This is a genomic window from Polaromonas sp. P4_F4 (assembly GCF_056401355.1).
On record NZ_JBFUJO010000058.1, the window covers coordinates 1 to 3,812 of the forward strand.

The 3,812-nt window shown below is 67.6% G+C and carries 1 protein-coding gene; it reads left to right on the top strand.

All coding sequences use genetic code 11. From position 1 onward, the window contains the following. Nucleotides 1-40 precede the first annotated feature (40 nt). A partial coding sequence (locus AC1DUR_RS25695) for an Ig-like domain repeat protein (protein WP_477722379.1) occupies nt 41-3,812 on the top strand: 3,772 nt, incomplete at its 3' end.

Sequence of the window (3,812 nt, forward strand, 5' to 3'; positions counted from 1 at the left end):
CCACAAAAGCGGTGCTGCAACCACCCGGGAGGGGTACAACATGAGCAAGCTTCAGGGACTAGTGAGTAACTTCGGGCCGGCCATCCGGCTGCTGCGCACCCTGTGCGTTGCCGCCCTCATGCTGCCGGCGCTATCGGCGCTGGCACAAACAGCGAGCAGCACCACGCTGAGTTCAAGTGCCAACCCCTCGACCTTCGGCCAGAGCGTGACACTCACTGCTACGGTTACCGGCGACAACCCCAGTGGCAACGTCACCTTCATGGACGGCGCCACCACGCTGGGCAGCGGCACCCTGAGCGCCGGCGTCGCCACCTTCGCCAGCAGCACACTGAGCGTGGCCAGCCACAGCCTGACGGCCGTTTATGACGGCGATGCCAACAACACCGGCAGCACCTCAGCCGCTGTGACGCAGGTCGTCAACCAGGCCACCAGTACAACCAGCCTGGCTTCCAGCGCCAACCCGTCGACCATCGGCCAGAGCATCACACTGACGGCAACCGTCACGGGCCAATTCCCCGGCGGCACGGTCACCTTCATGGACGGCGCCACCACCCTGGGCACCGGCACCTTGAGTGCAGGTGTGGCCACCTTCGCCAGCAGCACACTGAGCGTGGCCAGCCACAGCCTGACGGCCGTCTATGCGGGTGACACCAACAACGCCGGCAGCACCTCGTCTGCGGTCGCTCAGATAGTGAACCAGGGTACAACGACAGCCACGCTGGCTTCCAGCACCAACCCCGCCACCTACGCCCAAAGCATCACCTGGACCGCCACGGTCACAGGCAATGCACCCACCGGCACGGTCACCTTCATGGACGGCGCCACCACCCTGGGCAGCGGCACCCTGGGCGGCAGCGGCAACAGCCGCACCGCCACCTATGCCAGCAACACCCTGACGGTGGGCAGCCACAGCCTCACGGTGGTCTATGCGGGCGACGCCAACAACGCCAGCAGCACCTCCGCCGTACTGAGCCAGACCGTCAACAAGGTCACCAGCACCAGCGCGCTGACTTCCAGCGCCAACCCCTCGGCCTACAACCAGAGCGTCACCTGGACCGCCACGGTCACCGGCAACAGCCCCACGGGTGACGTCAGCTTCAAGGACGGCGCCACCGTGCTGGGCACAGCCACCCTGGGCGGCAGCGGCAACAGCCGCACCGCCACCTATGCCAGCAACACCCTGACGGTGGGCAGCCACAGCCTGACCGTCGTTTATGCAGGTGATGCCAACAACAACACCAGCACCTCGGCGGTGCTGACCCAGACCGTCAACAAGGTCGCCACCAGCACCACGCTGGCCTCCAGCGCCAACCCCGCCAGCTACGGCCAGAGCGTCACCTGGACGGCCACGGTCACCGGCAACAGCCCCAGCGGCACGGTCACCTTCAAGGACGGCGCCACCACGCTGGGCAGCGGCACCCTGGCGGCCGGCGTCGCCAGCTTCAGCAGCAGCACGCTCACCGGAGGCGTGCACAGCCTGACCGCTGTTTATGGCGGCGACACCAACAACGCCACCAGCACCTCCGCCGCGTTGAGCCAGACCATCAACAAGACCGCCACCAGCACCACGCTGAGTTCAAGTGCCAACCCCTCCAATGTGGGCCAGAGCATCACCCTCACCGCCAGCGTGACGGGCAGCAGCCCCGGCGGCACCGTCACCTTCATGGACGGCGCCACCTCGATCGGCACCGGCACCCTGGCGGCCGGCGTCGCCAGCTTCAGCAGCAGCACGCTCACCGGCGGCAGCCACAACCTCAGCGCCGTCTATGTGGGTGACACCAACAACGCCGGCAGCACCTCCGCCGTACTGGCGCAAGGCGTCAACCTCTCGGCCGCCAGCACCACCCTGAGCGCCACCCCCAACCCCGCCACCGTCGGGCAAAACGTCACCCTGACCGCCCGCATCACCGGCTACAGCCCCAGCGGCAGCGTCAGCTTCATGGAGGGCGCCACCACGCTGGGCAGCGCCAGCGTCAGCGGCGGCGCCGCCACCTTCAGCCTGAACAGCCTGGGGCAGGGCAGCCACAGCCTGACGGCCGTCTACAGCGGCGACATCAACAACAGCGCCAGCAGCTCCAGCGCCGTGAGCCTGAGCATCAACCCGCGCAGCGGCATGACCTGGCAATACGGCTACGACGCCATGGGGCGCATCAACACCGTGGTCGACCCCAACGGCCAGGCCAGCTACACCTATTACGACAGCCTGGGCCGGCCCATCCAGACCCAGCAGCCGCCCAACACCGGCTCGAGCGCGCCCACCGTCACCCAGTTCGGCTACAACCTGGCCGACGACCTGACCAGCGTGGCCGACCCGCGCAACCTCAGCACCACCTACAGCCCCAACGGCCTGGGCAAGGTCACCGCGCAGAGCAGCCCGGACACGGGCGCCAGCCAGTACAGCTATGACGCCCAGGGCAACATGCTCACCAGCCTGGACGCGCGCGGCAAGCAGACCCAGTACAGCTACGACAGCCTGGACCGCCTGACCGCCATCACGTACCCCACGGGGAGCGCCACCACCCTCGAATACGACGGCGGCGCCACCCCCACTCCCCAAGAAAAAGGTGAGCTCACCAAACTCACCGATGAGAGCGGCCAGACCAGCTACAGCCACGACGCGCTGGGCCGCCTGACAGCCAAGACGGTGGTCATCAGCGGCAAGAGCTTCACCATTGGCTACGCCTGGGGCGACAGCGGCAGCGCGCTGGACAAGCTGACGGCCATCACCTATCCGGGCGGCTCACGCGTGAACTACAGCTACGACGCCCAGGGCGCCGTCAGCGCCCTCAGCGTCAACCCGGTCAATCCCAACGGTGTGGGCGTCGGGGCCGGCACTACCAGCCTGCTCAGCGCCCTCAGCTACAACGCCGACAACCAGGTCAGCGGCTGGCTGTGGTCCGACGGCAAGGCCCGCACGCTGGGCTATGACAGCACCGGCCTGGTCTCCAGCTACAGCCTGGGCGACCCGCTGGGCACCGGCAACGCCGCCGGCGCCCTGCGCACCCTCAGCCGCGACCCCGCCGGGCGAATCACCGGCTACGGCCACACCAACAACGGCAGCCCGGCCGCCGCGCTGGACCAGAGCTTTGGCTACGACAACCTGAACCGCCTGCTCAGCGCCAGCCTGGCCGGCACCAGCACCCTGTACAGCTACGACGAGACCGGCAACCGCACCGCCAAGGCCATAGGCGCCAGCAGCTACCCCAACACCATTGCCGCCACCAGCAACCGGCTGACCCAGACCCAGGACGTGACTGGCACGGCCACGATCACCCATGACGCGGCCGGCCACCTCACCAGCGACGGCGCCAACAGCTATACCTACACCGACCGCGGGCGCATGAGCAGCGCGATCACCGCCGGCGGCACGGTCAACTACCTGTACAACGGGCTGAACCAGCGGGTCAAGAAAAGCGGCCCGACCAATCTGGTCCCGACAGGCGCGGCCTACTACCTGTACGACGAGGCCGGCCAGTTGCTGGGGGAGTACGACGCCAACGGCGCGCCAGTCTATGAAACCATCTACCTGGGCAGCTTGCCGGTGGGGGTGATGCAGCAGACGGGCTCGGCGGCCACGAATGACATTGCGGTGAGCCTGTACAACCTGCATGCCGACCACATCGCCACCCCGCGGGTGATCACGCGGCAGGACCAGACCATCGTCTGGCGCTGGGACACGGCAGAAGCCTTTGGCGGCACGGCGCCGAATCAGAACCCCAGTGGCCTGGGCGCCTTTGTCTACAACCCGCGCTTCCCCGGGCAGGTGTTTGACGCGGAGACCGGCCTGTTCCAGAACTGGAACCGGGAGTACA